At 31.0% G+C, this 16,294-nt stretch carries 16 protein-coding genes; 14 read left to right on the top strand and 2 right to left on the bottom strand.

Annotated elements, in window-relative coordinates; translation table 11 throughout:
• From Q0C58_RS03315 to Q0C58_RS03300, 4 genes are all read left to right on the top strand, one after another.
• Nucleotides 1–210: LOG family protein (locus tag Q0C58_RS03315; protein WP_290697493.1), on the top strand; the 210-nt coding region annotated here is incomplete at its 5' end.
• 1 nt (nt 211) lies between these two features.
• Nucleotides 212–1,657, top strand: coding sequence for a hypothetical protein (locus Q0C58_RS03310; RefSeq protein WP_290697491.1), 1,446 nt, complete (start codon nt 212–214; stop codon nt 1,655–1,657).
• 4 nt (nt 1,658–1,661) lie between these two features.
• Complete coding sequence (gene ligA, locus Q0C58_RS03305) at nt 1,662–3,659, top strand: NAD-dependent DNA ligase LigA (RefSeq protein WP_290697490.1); 1,998 nt, start codon at nt 1,662–1,664, stop codon at nt 3,657–3,659.
• 161 nt (nt 3,660–3,820) lie between these two features.
• Entirely contained in the window at nt 3,821–4,537 is a 717-nt protein-coding gene (locus Q0C58_RS03300; protein WP_290697488.1) for a hypothetical protein, read from the top strand.
• Nucleotides 4,538–4,638: 101 nt separating this feature from the next.
• Here Q0C58_RS03300 and Q0C58_RS03295 read toward each other — a convergent pair whose 3' ends face one another.
• Nucleotides 4,639–5,556, bottom strand: a complete 918-nt coding sequence (locus Q0C58_RS03295; protein ID WP_290697486.1) for a bifunctional UDP-sugar hydrolase/5'-nucleotidase — start codon at nt 5,554–5,556, stop codon at nt 4,639–4,641.
• Between the two features lie 23 nt (nt 5,557–5,579).
• Nucleotides 5,580–6,341 (bottom strand): 5'-nucleotidase C-terminal domain-containing protein, encoded by a 762-nt coding sequence (locus Q0C58_RS03290; RefSeq protein ID WP_290697483.1) that lies wholly within the window; start codon nt 6,339–6,341, stop codon nt 5,580–5,582.
• A 70-nt stretch (nt 6,342–6,411) separates the two neighbouring features.
• On the opposite strand from Q0C58_RS03290, the gene Q0C58_RS03285 reads away from it, so the two are divergent.
• The 10 genes from Q0C58_RS03285 (at nt 6,412) to Q0C58_RS03240 (ending at nt 15,835) form a co-directional block, all read left to right on the top strand.
• The gene (locus Q0C58_RS03285; RefSeq protein ID WP_290697481.1) at nt 6,412–6,930 is read left to right on the top strand and encodes a hypothetical protein; all 519 of its coding nucleotides are present in this window, start codon (nt 6,412–6,414) and stop codon (nt 6,928–6,930) included.
• A gap of 6 nt (nt 6,931–6,936) precedes the next feature.
• Complete coding sequence (gene dapA, locus Q0C58_RS03280) at nt 6,937–7,821, top strand: 4-hydroxy-tetrahydrodipicolinate synthase (protein ID WP_290697479.1); 885 nt, start codon at nt 6,937–6,939, stop codon at nt 7,819–7,821.
• Between the two features lie 250 nt (nt 7,822–8,071).
• Entirely contained in the window at nt 8,072–8,872 is an 801-nt protein-coding gene (gene bamD, locus Q0C58_RS03275) for an outer membrane protein assembly factor BamD (RefSeq protein WP_290697477.1), read from the top strand.
• Between the two features lie 10 nt (nt 8,873–8,882).
• Nucleotides 8,883–9,212, top strand: coding sequence for a DNA-directed RNA polymerase subunit omega (locus Q0C58_RS03270; RefSeq protein ID WP_290697475.1), 330 nt, complete (start codon nt 8,883–8,885; stop codon nt 9,210–9,212).
• 5 nt (nt 9,213–9,217) lie between these two features.
• Nucleotides 9,218–10,429 (top strand): bifunctional phosphopantothenoylcysteine decarboxylase/phosphopantothenate--cysteine ligase CoaBC, encoded by a 1,212-nt coding sequence (coaBC, locus tag Q0C58_RS03265; RefSeq protein ID WP_290697473.1) that lies wholly within the window; start codon nt 9,218–9,220, stop codon nt 10,427–10,429.
• Complete coding sequence (locus tag Q0C58_RS03260; protein WP_290697471.1) at nt 10,422–11,309, top strand: DUF4835 family protein; 888 nt, start codon at nt 10,422–10,424, stop codon at nt 11,307–11,309. Before coaBC ends, Q0C58_RS03260 begins: the two co-directional genes overlap by 8 nt.
• A gap of 53 nt (nt 11,310–11,362) precedes the next feature.
• Nucleotides 11,363–13,015, top strand: coding sequence for a DNA repair protein RecN (gene recN / locus Q0C58_RS03255; protein WP_290697469.1), 1,653 nt, complete (start codon nt 11,363–11,365; stop codon nt 13,013–13,015).
• 61 nt (nt 13,016–13,076) lie between these two features.
• Nucleotides 13,077–13,901 (top strand): SDR family oxidoreductase, encoded by an 825-nt coding sequence (locus tag Q0C58_RS03250; protein ID WP_290697467.1) that lies wholly within the window; start codon nt 13,077–13,079, stop codon nt 13,899–13,901.
• Nucleotides 13,902–14,252: 351 nt separating this feature from the next.
• Nucleotides 14,253–14,678, top strand: coding sequence for a hypothetical protein (locus Q0C58_RS03245; protein ID WP_290697465.1), 426 nt, complete (start codon nt 14,253–14,255; stop codon nt 14,676–14,678).
• Between the two features lie 473 nt (nt 14,679–15,151).
• Nucleotides 15,152–15,835 carry a hypothetical protein gene (locus Q0C58_RS03240; RefSeq protein ID WP_290697463.1) on the top strand — a complete coding sequence of 228 codons (684 nt, stop codon included), beginning with the start codon at nt 15,152–15,154 and terminating at the stop codon, nt 15,833–15,835.
• The last annotated feature ends 459 nt before the right edge of the window (nt 15,836–16,294 follow it).

The following is a 16,294-nucleotide window of genomic DNA, read 5'->3' as shown; positions in this document are numbered from 1 at the left end:
TTGCATACAAAACCAATTGCCATTCTAAATACAAACGGTTATTATAATGCTTTAATAGAACAGTGTAAAACGATGGTTGCAAAAGGTTTTCTTAAGCAAGAAAATTTAGATGCTGTTGTAATTGACGAAACTATAGATGGATTGCTAGATAAAATGAAAAATTTTAAGCCATTACCAGCTCCAGAATGGTTGAATAAAGACCGTTTATAATTTGAAAGTTTGTATATACATAATTGCAGTTTTGCTATTTTTTGGTTGTAAAAAACAAAAAGAAGAGCAGTTGCCTTATGTAGAAGTACCACCTAAAACTAAAGTAGAATATACATTACAATTAAAAACACAAGACTTCTCCTTTATACCAATGGATACTTTAATAGTGTCAGGAAAAGAAATCGTTTTTTTAATGCCTTCTAAAGAAGAAATTGAACTTATTAAAAACGAAAATAATTTTAGAGAAAACGACTCGATTTTTAGGAGTAATAGCTCTAAAGTAAAAGAACATTTAAGATTCCCAAAGGACATTAAAATTTCTTTTTCAACAAAACGAATTATTGGAATAGACGAAGGTAATCGTATTAGGTATTATGATAAGTTAGCCTATTTTAAAAGTAATTATGCTATGCTTTTAATGTATAATAGAACCTTTAGCTTTGATAAGTTTACAGATACAAACAAGGATTATTTTTCAATAATAGATAGCTATTATAGAAATAACATACGTTTTGAAAAACCAATAGCCCAGAAATATGTAATCTCAAGAAATGGTTTAAATATTAGGCAAGAAAATGGCACTGTAGATGGCAAATATAATAATGGAGACTTAGTTAATATTATTGGTTACACAGACGATATTATTGAAGTTGAAGACGAAGGAAGAACAGTAAAAGGACGTTGGGCAATTGTACAATGGCAAGATGGAGGAAGTACATTAAAACGTTATGTTTTTGAAGGTTTTTTAGGTGATATTGAAGATGTGAAAGTTTTTGAAGACCAGATATGTGTTGGTTTTAAACTAGATGAATACACCAGATATAATACAAGTGATGCAGATTTAGAATGTTTAACTCAGTATTTAGATTTAAAATTAATTTCCAAATCAAGTTTTAATGCAATAAAAAGTATTCATAAAAGTCATTTAACAACCAATCCTTTAGTAATTGTTAGAGAAAACGAAGATAAAACTCAAAACATAACCTTACCAATAAAAGACAGTGTAATAGTTTATAACAGTAAAGTTGGTTACAGTAATTCTACACATGGTTATTATGGTGATATCGAATTTTTAAATCAGTACTTAATGCATCATGTTTACCCAAAAGCCGAGGATGCTTTTTATGCTTATTTGGATAGAACAACAGGAAAGGAAACAGCTTCGTTTTCTGAATTTCCTCATGTTTCACCAGATAAAAAAAGAATTGTTTCTTTTGTGTTTGATGTTTACGAGGAGCAATTTTTTGTAGAAATTTATAAGATTAATAAAGATAATTCAATTGTTTTAGAACAAGCTTTTAACTTTGTCCATTGGTTAAAAACATATCATAATAATGTAAAATGGATTTCGAATACGGAGTTTGCAATAGAAATTGTAAATAACGAAATTTGGAATGGAAGTGAGGTTAAAGCACCTCAATATTTGAAAATTAAATTAAAAGAATAGAGTAGTGAATAACATTAAAATAAAAATAGAAGCACTTCGTACGGAATTAAGAGAACACAACCATAATTATTATGTTCTCGATAATCCAATAATTAGCGATTACGATTTCGATATAAAGCTAAAAGAATTACAAGCTTTAGAAGAAGCGCATCCAGAATTTCACGACGCAACGTCACCCACTTTACGTGTTGGAGGAGAGGTGACCAAAAACTTTAATACAGTTGTACACAATCAAAGAATGTATTCTTTAGATAATTCGTATTCTCTTGAAGATTTACAAGATTGGGAAACGAGAGTAAAAAAAATGGTAGATGGAGATATTAGTTATACTTGCGAGCTAAAATACGATGGCGCATCTATAAGTTTAACTTACGAAAACGGTAATTTGCTTAGAGCAGTAACACGAGGAGATGGTTTTCAAGGAGACGAAGTCACTGCAAACATTAAAACTATTAAATCTGTTCCTTTACAGTTAAAAGGAAATTATCCACCAAAGTTTGATATTCGAGGCGAAATTGTTTTGCCTTTTGATGGTTTTATAAAAATGAATGAAGAGCGAATTGCTAACGACGAAGAACCTTATAAAAACCCAAGAAATACAGCATCAGGAAGTTTAAAATTACAAGACAGTGCAGAAGTTGCCAAAAGACCTTTAGAGTGTTTATTGTATAATTTAACAGGCGAAAATTTAGGCGTTCAAAATCAGTTTGAGAGCCTTGAAAGAGCTAGACAAATGGGTTTTAAAGTGCCTAATGAAGCCAAACTGTGTCTATCTATAGACGATGTTTTTCAGTTTATAAACCATTGGGATAAAGCAAGGCACAATTTACCTTACGAAACAGATGGCGTAGTGGTAAAAGTGAATAATTTATACCAACAAGACGAATTAGGTTATACTGCAAAAGCACCACGTTGGGCAATGGCTTATAAATTTAAGGCAGAGCAAGTTTCAACAAAACTAAACGAAATAACGTACCAGGTAGGAAGAACAGGAGCTATAACTCCAGTTGCTAATTTAGAACCTGTAGCATTAGCTGGAACTATTGTAAAACGTGCTTCTTTGCACAATGCAGACCAGATTGAGAAGCTAGATATTAGAATAAACGATGACGTTTTTGTAGAAAAAGGAGGAGAAATTATACCAAAAATAATTGCTGTCGATTTATCTAAAAGACCTTTAAATTCTCAACCTACGCAATACATTACAGCATGTCCAGAATGCCAAACAGTTCTTGAACGATTAGAAGGTGAAGCAAAACATTTTTGCCCTAATTATAATGGATGTAATCCACAGGTTATTGGACGTATTCAGCATTATATTTCACGTAAAGCTATGGATATTGAAGGTTTAGGAGGAGAAACCGTTGCGCTTTTAGTAAACGAAAACCTAATTACTAATTATGCCGATTTATATACGCTTACCAAAGAACAAGTACTGCCTTTGGAACGTATGGCAGAAAAAAGTGCGGAGAATTTGGTGAACGGTATTGAGGCTTCAAAGCAAATTCCGTTTGATCGTGTATTGTTTGGTATTGGTATTCGTTTTGTTGGTGAAACGGTTGCTAAAAAACTAGCCAAGCATTACAAAAGTATAGATGCTTTAGCGAGTGCATCTATTGAAAATTTAGAAAAGGTAGATGAAATAGGAATTAGAATAGCCGAAAGTGTTGTTGCCTTTTTTGCTTCGGAAGAAAACCGTGAAACTATTCAACGTTTAAAAGCGTATGGCTTGCAGCTGGAAATTTCGGCAGAAAAATTAGCAAATCAGACTAATACATTAGAAGGAAAGTCTTTTGTGGTTTCTGGTGTTTTTACTCAGGTTTCTAGAACAGAGCTTAAAAAACTTATTGAAGATAATGGCGGAAAGAACGTGAGTTCTATTTCTTCTAAAACAGATTTTGTTGTTGCAGGTGATAAAATGGGACCAAGTAAAAAGGAAAAAGCCGAAAAATTAAATGTGCCTTTAATTTCTGAAGTTCAGTTTTTAGAAATGTTACAATAACATAGTGTTTAATCATTTTATTTATGAGTTTTTTTAACACTTTCTAAAAACTATCATCTAGCGAACGATTTCAGTTCGGTATGCTTTTGTCGATTAAACGCATTTTTTGACGTTTATCAGTTGTTTTTTATTTATGTTTGTAGTCCTCAAATTTATTACAAATGAAAATAACTAAGCTACAGTTGGTAACTGGACTACTTATAGCGCTTACCACATTATTTCTGGTTGGAGTATTATTTAATTTAGAAACACTAACAAATTTATCTAGAACTTTTATTCTACCATTTTTTGTGTATTTATATTTTATAGAATCTGAAACTAAGAGTAAGCACTTTGCTATATTTTTAATCTCTTGTGCGCTTGCAGACTGTATTAAGTTTGTTTCGTATTTAGAAGCTATAGACCTGTCTAATCTAAGTAGTAGTGTCTATATTATTGGCTATTTAAATTTACTAGTATATATCGCTAGAAGTGTAAACTACAAAAAACTACTCTTTAAGTTTAAATTTCCAATTATTGTATTAACCATTTTTAATGGTTATCTAATTTTTATGCTTAATCAAATGATTATAGCAGATAGTACTATAGAAGTATATACGTTTAATTTTTTAATAGAATGTGTATACAATATATGTATACTTCTAGTGCTTTCTTTTTCACTATTAAATTATTTATATCACGATTCTAAAAAAGGACTAATACTTTTTTTAGCCAGTGTTTGTATTGTGTTTTCAGAAATGGTGCAGGTTGCTTATCTATTTGTATCTTCAGAATATATTTTAAATGTAGCCTATTCTATATTACTAATAGTGGGTTTCTGTCTTGTTTATATTTATATAGTTTCTAAAATTAATATTTATTATAAGATGTTATATTAATCTATAAAAAAGAGATGTCTTTTTTATAGATAGAAAAACTATAACAGTTAGTTTAAGTACTTATAAAGCATAAAAAAGTAAAACAGGATAGGTAATAAGTATTACACTATTATAGAGGTTCCATCTGCAGTTTTATTGTTTTCGGCATCAAAATAAAAATCAATTTTACCTAAATTAATACCATAGCAACCAACTTGGTTTACTAAAACGTTTTTGCCTTCACTATTTTGTGCAACGGTAGGTTTTGGTAAAAAAGTATGAGTATGACCTCCAATTATTAAATCGATATTTTTTGTCGCTTTTGCAAGCGAAAGATCGCACACTTTGTTTGGGTTTTTAGAGTAATAATACCCTAAGTGAGATAAGCATATAATGAGATCGCATTGTTCTTCTTCTTTTAGAATTCTAGACATATCTGTAGCAACCTCTATAGGATCTAAATAATCTGTTTCCTTATACATTTTTTTATCTACTAAGCCATCTAGTTTAATACCAACACCAAAAACACCTATTTTAATACCTTCTTTTTTAAACACATGATACGGTTTTACATGTGTATCCATTACTGTGTTTTTAAAATTGTAATTGGCAGATAGAAATTGGAAACTTGCATGCGGTAATTGTGCATATAATCCATCGATACCATTATCAAAATCGTGGTTACCAATGGTTGCAGCATCATACTTCATTTTAGACATTAACTTAAACTCTAATTCACCACCATAATAGTTAAAATATGGTGTGCCTTGAAATATATCTCCAGCGTCGAGTAGTAATGTGTTAGGATTTTCGTTTCTAATAGCCTCCACTAAAGTAGCGCGTCTTGCAACACCTCCTTGATTTGCGTTTCGTCCATCTTCTGGACCAAAAGCATCAATATGGCTGTGTACATCGTTAGTATGTAATATGGTTATTTTTTTTGTTTTCACACTAGCGTTGCATGATTGAAACCCAAAGCCGCCAAGTGTAACTAAAGCTGTTGCAGCTGTAGATTGTTGTATAAATGTTCTTCTTTTCATATTAATTTTGGTAAGCAGTACTTTTATTTAGTTTGGGTAAAGCGGTTATCAATTTTTGGATTGATTGTATCTACTTTTTTAAAGTAATCAATCATAGCATTTCTAATTTTATAATCTAGATAGTAGACAGAATCACTAGGTTTAAAAAAGCGCATTTTATCACCACCATTATATAGATAATCGTTAGTCGCAACATAATAGGTTTTGTTTTTAATAATAGGTTTGCCGTTAATTAATGCTTTAGATATTTTATAATTTTTATCTAATGTTAGTTGTATACCTTGAATAGGATGAGCTCTTTTAGCCTCGCTTAAATACTGCATCATACTATCTATTTGCTGTCCTTTTAAAGCGACTACAACAATACTGTTTTCAAAAGGCATAACTTTAAAAGCTGTTTCCGTAGTAATATCTCCTTTAGAGATTATGGAACGAATACCACCATGATTTAAAAGTACCGCGTCAATATTTTTAGTCGTTCTTTTATTAAAAACAATATTACCTTGCTCAAAAACAATATCTGCCATTAAGTTTCCAATTGCAGTATTTAAATCACCATTATTTTTAGTATAAGTTTCTGGTGCGTAAGATATAACGCTATTCATGTCTTCTTCTAATCGTGCTCTGTATGGAGAAATTATAGCATCAAAATCTTTATCTATTTCTAGACTATCTTTAATAGCAATTTGTTTGCCTTCAATTTTAGAAACACCAAGTGACTCTTGCTTGCAAGAGTAAATATTGATAAGAATGAATATAGAAATTAATAGTTGGTGTTTTTTCATATGTAATACTTATGTTTTTTTAGAAAACATCTGCTTGATTTTCCTATTTTTGTACAAAGTATAAATATAAATGATTTTCAAAGGTTTTAAAGAAAAATCTAATAAAAACTATATTAATTCTCAATTAAAAAGCAGAGTTATTTTGCAATCCAATACGAAAATTAAACGTGTTGGGATTATTTTTAATGCTGAAGAAATAAGTAATATTCCAGATTTCAATATTTTAGTTAAAGATTTTAATGTTGAGAAAGAAAATATAGAAATTATAGCTTTCAAGTCTAAAGTTAAAAAAGAAGAACACGTTTTTGATCCCACATTTACATTGAAACATTTGGGCTGGAAAGGGATTGTAAAAGATAAAGCTTTAAAACAGTTTTTAAACACAGAATTCCATCTATTAATTAGTTACTATAAAAATGACGCTACTCCTTTAAAGGTATTAACCGTAGCATCGAAATCTAAATTTAAAGTTGGTGTTTTAGAAACTGATGAGCGCATTAACGATTTAATAATTAAAGTTGAAATAAACGATTTTAAAACATTTACTTCAGAATTAAAAAAATATCTCAATATTTTAAATAAAATATAATAAAAAATGAAAAACCCTTTTTTAGGAACAGGAATAGCAATAGTAACACCTTTTACAAAAAAAGGTAGTGTTGACCACGAAGCCCTAGAGAATATTGTAGAATTTAATATCGCAAACGGAACAGATTATATTGTTATTAGCGGAACAACAGGAGAGAGTGTAACCATTACAAAATTAGAAAAGCGACACATTATAGCAACAATTAGTAAAACTAATAATGGAAGATTGCCATTGGTTTTAGGGATTGGAGGTAATAATACTGCAGAGGTTATTAAAGAAATTGGCGCTACAGATTTAACTGAATTTGCAGGGATTTTATCTGTATCTCCTTACTACAGTAAACCAACTCAAGAAGGAATTTATCAGCATTTTAAAGCTATTTCTAGTATTTGTTCAGTACCAATTATTTTATATAATGTACCAGGAAGAACAGCGTCAAATATGTTGCCAGAAACCACTTTAAGGTTGGCAAACGATTTTGAAAACATTGTAGCTGTAAAAGAAGCTGGAAATAATGTGTCACAGTATTTACAGCTTTTAAAAAACAAGCCAGATGGTTTTGGTGTTATTTCTGGAGACGACGACTTAGCTCTAACTGTAACACTTGCAGGAGGAGATGGCGTGATTTCTGTTATTGGTCAAGCCTTACCAAAAGCATTTTCTAAAATGATAACATTAGGTAGAACAGGGAAAGCAAAAGAAGCTTACAAAATTCATTTTGAATTAATGGAGATTACAAGTTTAATTTTTTCTGAAAACAATCCTGCAGGAATTAAAGCTGTTTTACAAGCCTTAAATTTATGTAATGACACTGTGCGTTTACCACTAGTGGTTGCAACAGATGATTTGAAACTTAAAATTAAAAATTTTTTAGCACAATTTAAAGCTTAAAAAAAACACATTGAATACTTTATTAAATACTGTACATCGTAATTTTATAAAACAATATGGATGATTATCTATTTAAATCGTTAAATATTACTTAAAGCGTGTGGTAGCTTAATTTCAACTCTTAATTTAGCCAAGAAATTATATTTTTAAAATCCATATTAAAAGCTTATTTTTGCATCTTGTTTAAAAATCTATGAAATAAGTAGTAGCAAATTTCATTAAACAGATCAAAAAACAATAAAAAGACCTGATGAAAAACATATTTTATTTACTATTATTAGTCTTAATATTTACGTCTTGTAACGAATACCAAAAGGCTATAAAATCTGAAGATATAGCTGCAAAATATAAAGTAGGAGAAGCTTTATATAATGAAGGTAAATTTTCTAAAGCCACACGTTTATTTGAGCAGGTTATTCCACAATATAGAGGTAAAGCTCAAGCAGAAAGATTAAATTTTTTAAATGCTGATGCATTATTTCAAATGAATCAGTTCTACGCAGCAGCCTATCATTTTGAAAGTTTTGTTTCGGCTTACCCAAAAAGTAGTAAAATAGAAGAAGCACTTTTTAAAGCAGCGAAGAGTTTTTCTAAATTGTCTCCAGTGTATTCTAAAGATCAAGAAGATACTTACACAGCATTAGAAAAACTACAAGAATACATTAACGTATATCCAGAATCTGAAAATGCTACAGAAGTTAATGCTTTAGTAAAAGAATTAAACTTTAAACTTGAGAAAAAATCTTTTGAAACGGCTAAGCAATACAATAGAATTTCAGATTTTAAGGCTTCGATTGCTTCAGTAGATAATTTTGTAATCGATTTTCCAGGATCTTCACTTCGAGAGGAAGCATTATATATAAAATTTGATTCTGCTTACCAGTTAGCAATAAGAAGTGTTGAGTATAAAAAGAAAGCACGATTAGAGTCAGCAATAACTAATTACAAGACTTTAAAAAGAGCATATGCAACTTCAACATTTTTAGAAGATGCAACACTAAAGCATGAAGATGCTTTAGAAAAATTAGAACAATACAATACAAAAAGTTAATATAACAACTATGGATTTAAAAAAAATCGATGCGTCTTTAAGTACAACAACTTATAATAGAAATAAAGTTGATGCACCAACAGAAAACATCTACGAAGCGATTTCAATAATCTCTAAAAGAGCAGAGCAAATTAATTCTGAAATTAAAAAAGAATTAATCGAAAAGTTGGAGGAATTTGCAACTTATAACGATTCTTTAGAAGAAATTTTTGAAAATAAAGAACAAATAGAAGTATCTAAATTCTACGAAAAACTACCTAAGCCACATGCTTTAGCAGTTAAAGAATGGTTAGATGGTAAAGTTTACCATAGAAATACTGAAGAAGAAACTCAAGACTAATTTATATGTCTATTTTAAGCGGCAAAAACATACTTTTAGGTATTAGTGCTGGTATTGCTGCTTACAAAACAGCTATATTAGTAAGAGTATTTATAAAAGCAGGTGCAAAAGTAAAAGTTGTAATGACGCCTGCTTCTAAAGATTTTGTAACACCTCTCACACTTTCTACATTATCTAAAAACCCTGTACATTCTTCTTTTTACAATGAAGAAGATGAAAATGCAGAATGGAATAACCACGTTGAGTTAGGGCTTTGGGCAGACTATTTATTAGTTGCTCCAGCTACAGCAAATACCTTGTCTAAAATGGCAAATGGCACTTGCGATAATTTGTTGCTTGCAACCTATTTATCTGCTAAATGTCCTGTATATTTTGCACCAGCTATGGATTTAGATATGTACATTCATCCATCAACAACAAACACATTTACAAAGCTAGAAAGCTTTGGTAATATTATGATTCCTGCTACTTCTGGCGAATTAGCAAGTGGATTAGAAGGGCAAGGTCGCCTTGCAGAACCAGAAGATATTGTTGCTTTTATAGAAGCAGATATTATAAAAAACTTACCTTTAAAAGGTAAAAAAGTTCTTATTACAGCTGGACCAACTTATGAAGCATTAGATCCAGTTCGTTTTATTGGAAATCATTCTAGCGGTAAAATGGGTTTTGAAATAGCTAAAGCATTCGCTAGCTTAGGAGCTCAGGTTTTTTTAATTACTGGGCCAACACACCAAAAAGTAAAACATAGTTTAATACATGTAATTCCAGTAGTTAGTGCGCAAGAAATGTATGATGCTTCTCATAAGTATTTTAACACTACAGATGTGGCAATACTTTCTGCAGCAGTTGCAGATTATAAGCCAAAAAAAGTTTCGACAAGTAAAATAAAAAAGAAAGGTGAAACGTTAACATTAGAACTAGAAAAAACTAAAGATATTTTAGCTTCTTTGGGTGAGATAAAAACAAATCAACTTTTAGTTGGTTTTGCTTTAGAAACTGATAATGAATTGGAGTATGCAAAAGGCAAACTAAAAAAGAAGAATTTAGACTTAATTGTTTTAAATTCGTTAAAAGATAAAGGTGCTGGTTTTAAAACAGATACTAATAAAGTAACTATTATAGATAATAAAAATAACATTAATGCTTACCAATTAAAATCGAAAGCAGAAGTTGCAATAGATATATTAAGCGTTATAACACAAAAATTAAATGCGTAATCTGCTTATACTGTTGGTCTTTTTTACAACAAGTTTTGGGTTTTCTCAAGAACTTAATGCTAATGTTGTTGTAAATGCACAGTTAACAGGTAATGATAATATTCAAGTTTTTAAAACACTAGAGACACAACTAACGGAGTTTGTGAACAAAACGAAATGGACCAACAGAAAATTTAAACCACAAGAGCGTATAAACTGTAATATTGTAATTAATGTAACAGGACAAGATGGAGAGAATTTTCAAGCTTCCGTTCAAGTACAATCTTCAAGACCAGTATTTGGATCAACTTATACCACACCTATTTATAATATAAACGACGATAATTTTAATTTTCGTTACTTAGAATTTCAAAATTTAATTTATAACGAAAACCAATACGAATCTAATTTAATATCTGTTCTAGCTTTTCATATAAACATGGTGTTTGGTTTAGATGCAGAATCTTTTGAGAAAAAAGGAGGAGATCCATACTTTAAACAAGCACAGCGTATCGTTAATTTTTCTCAACAAGAAAATTTTAAAGGTTGGAAATTAGAAGACGGATTGCAAAGTAGATTTGCACTTATCGATAATGTTTTATCACCAACATTTAACGATTTTAGAATCATTATGTATAACTACCACAGAAGAGGTATAGATACTATGAGTGCAAATAATAAAGATGCTAAAAATGAAATAGCTTTAGCTTTATCTTACTTTAAAAAAATGAATGCAAAGAGACCAAACTCTTACCTTGCTCGCGTTTTTTTTGACGCAAAGGCAGAAGAGATTGAACAAATATTTTCTGCTGGTCCAAATGTAGATGTTACTAATTTAATAGAATTATTAAATAGAGTAGCACCAACACACGCAAGTAAATGGAGAAATATTAAGTTTTAGTAAACTGTATTCGTTTTTTCAAAAGTACTAAGTATAACTTTTAACTTTAAAGAATGCTAACTTCGTTATCTATTAAAAACTATGCGTTAATCGACAATTTGCAAGTCGATTTCAACAACGGTTTTACAATTATCACAGGAGAAACAGGAGCAGGGAAATCTATATTATTAGGAGGACTCTCTCTAATATTAGGAAAACGAGCAGATTTAAGTAGTCTTCGTAATAAGGATAAAAAATGTATAATAGAAGCTAGTTTTGATATTACAAATTATAAACTAAAAAGTCTCTTTAATACTGAAGATTTAGATTTCGAACCGCAAACTATTATTAGACGTGAGATTTTACCAAGCGGAAAATCTAGGGCTTTTGTAAACGATTCTCCAGTAAAACTTTCAAGCTTACAACTTTTAGGTAATCAATTAATAGATATCCATTCGCAACACGAGACGCTTCAATTAGTTGACGATGATTTTCAGTTTCAGGTTATAGATGCTTTAGCACAAACCCAAAAAGAACTACAAAGTTATGCTACAAAACGTATAGAATATAAAACACTAAAAAAAGCACTAGATAAGCTTATAGCTTTTCAAACTGAAGCCATAAAAGAACACGACTACAATGCTTTTTTATTAAATGAATTAACCCAAGCTAATCTTAAAGCAGGAGAATTAGAAGCTTTAGAAGAAGAACTAAAAACACTTAGTAATATAGATGCTATTCAAGAAAAATTGACAGCTTCAAACCAGTTATTAAGTGAAGAGCAAATTGGTGTTTTACCTGGCTTAACCGAATTAAAAAACACACTAAAACAATTATCTGGTGTTTCAAATAAATACCAAAACCTTTACAATCGCGCAAACAGTAGTTTAATAGAATTAGACGATTTGTTTAGCGAACTAGAAAACTTTCAAGGAGACTTAGAAGCAGATCCTAATAGGTTAGCAGAGGTAAACGGAAGATTAACTACAATAAACAATCTGTTTCAAAAGCATATAGAATCCTCAATAGAAGGATTACTTTCTATTAAAACACAATTATCAGACAAAGTATTGGCTACCGAAAATGTAGATGTAGATATCGATGAAAAGAAATCTGAAATACTAAAAATAAAGTATGATCTAGATGCTGTAGCGCAAGTTATTCATAATAAAAGAAAAAAAGCAATACCGTCTTTAAAACAAAAACTAGAAGCTATTTTGTTACAGTTAGGCATGCCAAATGCACAATTTAATATAGAGCTGGTAATTACAGATACTTATTATACTAATGGAAAAGAAATCTTAGATTTTCTTTTTTCGGCAAATAAAGGAGGTGATTTTAAACCCTTAAAAAAGTCAGCCTCTGGTGGAGAATTGTCAAGAATTATGTTAGCTATAAAATCTATACTAACACAATACATAAAATTGCCAACCATTATGTTCGATGAGATAGATACTGGAGTATCAGGTGAAATATCTAACAAAATGGCAGATATTATGGCAGGAATGAGTAAAACAATGCAAGTATTTAGTATTACACATTTACCACAAATAGCTGCAAAAGGTCACACGCATTTTAAAGTCTATAAGGAAGATATAAACGAGATAACAACAACCAATCTTGCAAAACTTAATCACGATGAGCGTATTGTGGAAATAGCACAAATGCTAGGTGGAATTGAAGTTTCTAATTCTGCTTTGGCTCACGCAAAAGAATTATTGAATTAATACTATCTTTGAGTAGTAAATAAAATAAATAAACTAATCAACAAATAAACTAATTTAAAGGATGTCATATAATTTATTAAAAGGAAAAAGAGGAATCATATTTGGAGCATTAGACGCAAACTCTATCGCTTGGAAAACAGCAGAGCGTGTTCATGAAGAAGGAGGAACGTTTGTGCTCACAAATGCGCCAGTTGCTATGCGAATGGGACAAATTAAAGAATTAGCCGAAAAAACAGGTTCTCAAATTATTCCTGCAGATGCAACTAGTGAAGAAGACTTACAAAGTTTAGTAGAACAGTCTATGGAGATATTAGGAGGTAAACTAGATTTTGTTTTACATTCTATTGGTATGTCTATAAACGTAAGAAAAGGAAAAGCATATACAGACCAAAATTATGCTTGGACTCAAAAAGGTACAGATGTCTCTGCAATGTCTTTTCATAAAACAATGCAAACGCTTTATAAAAAAGATGCTATGAATGAATGGGGAAGTATAGTCGCTTTAACCTATATGGCAGCACAACGTGTATTTCCAGATTATAACGATATGGCAGATAACAAGGCTTATTTAGAAAGCGTAGCACGTAGTTTTGGTTACTTCTTTGGGAGAGATAAAAAGGTAAGAGTTAATACCATTTCTCAATCTCCAACACCTACTACAGCAGGAAGTGGTGTTAAAGGTTTTGATGGCTTTATCGCATATGCTGAAAAAATGTCGCCTTTAGGAAACGCAACAGCCATAGACTGTGCTAATTATACCGTTTCACTATTTAGCGATTTAACAAAACGTGTTACATTACAAAACCTATATAATGATGGAGGTTTTAGTAATATGGGAGTTAGTGATGCTGTCATGGAAGCGTTTGTTGAAAGCCAAGAGAAATAAAAACTTAACAGAGTTAGATTAAAAGCCACACAATAACTATTGTGTGGCTTTTTTTATTTATTTGAAAGCTAATACTTTGCAATAATCAGTTACTTTAAAACTGAATACCTAACAATTAATTAGTACTTAATCGTAATTAATGTCCGTTTTGTCGATTCGTATTTTGTTTTAACTAATACTTAATATCTTATCAATATTTTATGAGGGTAATTAATATATAACTAAATTGTTTTAATATGAAAAAAATTACTTTATTATGTTTACTAATGTTTTCAGCTTAGTTAGCATTCCCTCAAGTTGGAATAAGTGAAAACTTTGACGCTGGAACTCCTGCAGGTTGGTAAAATACTTATGCGGATACTGCAAGTGAAACCTGTACAGGTAACTCTCAAAGAAATAATCTATTTGGTAACTTCTGGTAACATTACATCTCATAGTCAAGTTGGAGTATCTAATGGTTCAGGAACAGTATATTTTGATTACAAAGTTGTAGATAGGTCTGCGGCAACTGATGCTACACCAGCAGATTTTGGAACAGTTGAATTACAATATTATACAGACGATTGTACTACATGGGTGACCGTGTTAACGATTGATGCTACAAATTACGTTGTAGCAAATACGTGTGCAACAATGATGACGGTTATATCAGCAGCATCTTTGCCTACTGGTTCTGATGTTAAGTTGCAAGTAGCTAATACATGCAATGTTGAAGATTATTACTTTTATGTAGATAATTTTAATGCAACACAAGTTGTATCTAATTCACCAAACTGAGATTCTCTTTTAGCACATACGGCAAACGTTTCTACAGATGGAGACATTTCATGGAGTGCTGCTACAGGAGTTGCAACAGGATACTTTATAACAGTAGGTACTAATTTTGGAGGTAACGATATAGCAGATAATGTTGATAACAGGAATAGTACTGCTTTCAGTTTAGGAACTTTAATGGTAGGAACAACTTATTATTTAACAATAATGCTATTGGCAGTGCCACAGGATGTGCTGAACAAACATTTGTAATATCTACACCACCTGCAAATGATGAATGCGCAAATGGTGTTACACTTACAGTAAATGAAGATTTAAATTGTGGTTCTTTTTCTACAGGTACAATTTTAGCAGCTACAGATTCTGGAGTTGATAATTGTGGAGGTACACCAGATGATGATGTATGGTATAACTTTGTTGCTACAAGTACAACTCATGTAATTTCATTAATTAATATAACTGGTGGTACTACAGATTTGTATCATGCAGTTTACGATGCTACTCCTGGATGTGGAGCTTTAACTACAGCATTAACTTGTTCAGATCTTGAATTATGTGCTACAGGAGGTTTAATTATTGGTAATACTTATATAGTTCAAGTTTATTCATGGACAGCAACTCCAAATCAAACATCTGTTTTTGATATTTGTATAGGTACATCACCTGAAGCACCTGAAAACGACCTTTGTGATGAACCTCAAATCTTACTGTTGTTATCAAATGACAGGTGTAATAATTTAGTATCAGGTACTAATAGTTCTGCAATTGCATCTACTTCAGGAACTTGTTTAACAGCTCATAAAGACGTATGGTATTCTTTTACAGCTGCAGAATATGCAGTACATGTGTTTAATGTGACAGAAACATTTGATTCTGGTTTTTTTACAACTTTTTTAACTTTATTTACAGGAGAAAATTGTGGTGCATTAACACAATTTGCTGGAACATATTGCTTTACAGGTGGTCCACAGAACTTTGCTTTAGTAAATGGAACAACTTATTTTGTTAATGTAAGAAGCACATCTGCTTCAGCTTTCGTTAATTTTGATTTATGCGTTTTTCTTGCACCACCACTACTAGTAAACGATGCTTGTGTAGGTGCTATTGCTATTAGGGAGGATATACTTTATCAGAAGATAGTTCATTTGCAACAAATGTAGAAGATTTATCACCTTGTTCTGGTGGAACAATTGGAACATCTTGTAGTACAGGAGTAAATGACGGAATAACAAATTTTGGTTTAGGCGTATGGTATGTTTATTCTTCTCCCGGAAACGAATCAATTACTATTGAAATAGGAGATTTTGATACAGAAGTACAAGTTTTTTCTGGAGCACGTGGCGCTTTAGTTTGTGTTGCAGGAGACGATGATAGTGGTTCTGGATTTAACGATTCTCAAGTATGTTTTGATTCTGCTGCGTTAACTACAGGTTATTATATATGTGTAGATGGTCATAATACTAATACAGGTGCTTTTACAGTAATTTTAAATATTACTGCTTTACCTCCAGCAAACGATAAATGTGCAGGAGCAATAGCTGTTGTTTTAGGTGCAGATGTAGCATTCGATAATACAGGAGCAACAGATTCTGGAGCAGCTTCTTGTTATACAGGCACTG

The sequence above is a fragment of the Lacinutrix sp. genome, from assembly GCF_023299985.1.
Classification (GTDB): domain Bacteria; phylum Bacteroidota; class Bacteroidia; order Flavobacteriales; family Flavobacteriaceae; genus Lacinutrix.
Note: the sequence above shows the minus strand (reverse complement) of the source record. Positions and strands in the feature narration are given on the sequence as shown.

Bases quoted from the DNA above. Each gene is read 5' to 3' on its own strand.
- Q0C58_RS03300 (WP_290697488.1), top strand. From the start codon at position 3,821: ATGAAAATAACTAAGCTACAGTTGGTAACTGGACTACTTATAGCGCTT.
- Q0C58_RS03295 (WP_290697486.1), bottom strand. From the start codon at position 5,556: ATGAAAAGAAGAACATTTATACAACAATCTACAGCTGCAACAGCTTTA.
- Q0C58_RS03290 (WP_290697483.1), bottom strand. From the start codon at position 6,341: ATGAAAAAACACCAACTATTAATTTCTATATTCATTCTTATCAATATT.
- Q0C58_RS03285 (WP_290697481.1), top strand. From the start codon at position 6,412: ATGATTTTCAAAGGTTTTAAAGAAAAATCTAATAAAAACTATATTAAT.
- dapA (WP_290697479.1), top strand. From the start codon at position 6,937: ATGAAAAACCCTTTTTTAGGAACAGGAATAGCAATAGTAACACCTTTT.
- bamD (WP_290697477.1), top strand. From the start codon at position 8,072: ATGAAAAACATATTTTATTTACTATTATTAGTCTTAATATTTACGTCT.
- Q0C58_RS03270 (WP_290697475.1), top strand. From the start codon at position 8,883: ATGGATTTAAAAAAAATCGATGCGTCTTTAAGTACAACAACTTATAAT.
- coaBC (WP_290697473.1), top strand. From the start codon at position 9,218: ATGTCTATTTTAAGCGGCAAAAACATACTTTTAGGTATTAGTGCTGGT.
- Q0C58_RS03260 (WP_290697471.1), top strand. From the start codon at position 10,422: ATGCGTAATCTGCTTATACTGTTGGTCTTTTTTACAACAAGTTTTGGG.
- recN (WP_290697469.1), top strand. From the start codon at position 11,363: ATGCTAACTTCGTTATCTATTAAAAACTATGCGTTAATCGACAATTTG.
- Q0C58_RS03250 (WP_290697467.1), top strand. From the start codon at position 13,077: ATGTCATATAATTTATTAAAAGGAAAAAGAGGAATCATATTTGGAGCA.
- Q0C58_RS03245 (WP_290697465.1), top strand. From the start codon at position 14,253: ATGCGGATACTGCAAGTGAAACCTGTACAGGTAACTCTCAAAGAAATA.